General features: G+C 68.7%; 1 pseudogene. It reads right to left on the bottom strand.

Going from position 1 to position 556, the window contains the following annotated elements:
* Positions 1-556 (bottom strand): annotated as a pseudogene (locus AC6H42_RS01330) (heme utilization protein); the annotation flags it as partial.

Raw genomic sequence — 556 nt, 5'->3', positions numbered from 1 at the left:
TCAGGCCGGCGATGGCGCTGGTCTTGAGCGCCACGAAGTCCACCGTTTCCATCGCGGCCAGGTCGACCGTTTCCATGGCGCCCAGCTGGGCCGAGGTCAGCGACGCGGCTTGCGCGGTGGTCAGCGCGATCACTTGCGACGAGGTCAGGCCGGCGATCTGGGTGGTGCTCAGGGAGGCGATGGTGGCCGTCTTCAGCGCGGCGAAGTCCACGGTTTCCATGGCGGCCAGGTTGGCGGTCGACAGGGCGGCGATCTGGCGCGAGGTCAGGCCGGCAGCCTGGCTGGTGCTCAGCGCGACGACTTGCGCGGTGGTCAGGCCGTTGGCGATCAGGTTGGTGCTCAGCGCGCCGATCTGGGCGCTGGTCATGGCGGCGATCTGGTTGGTGGTCAGGCCGGCGAACTGGCTGGTGCTCAGGCCGGCGATGGCGCTGGTCTTCAGCGCCACGAAGTCCACCGTTTCCATGGCGGCCAGGTCCACCGTTTCCATGGCGGCCACTTGTGCCGAGGTCAGCGACGCGGCTTGCAGCGTGGTCAGCGCGATCACTTGCGCCGAGGT

The organism is Massilia sp. NBRC 108631 (genome assembly GCF_059704565.1).
Note: the sequence above shows the minus strand (reverse complement) of the source record. Positions and strands in the feature narration are given on the sequence as shown.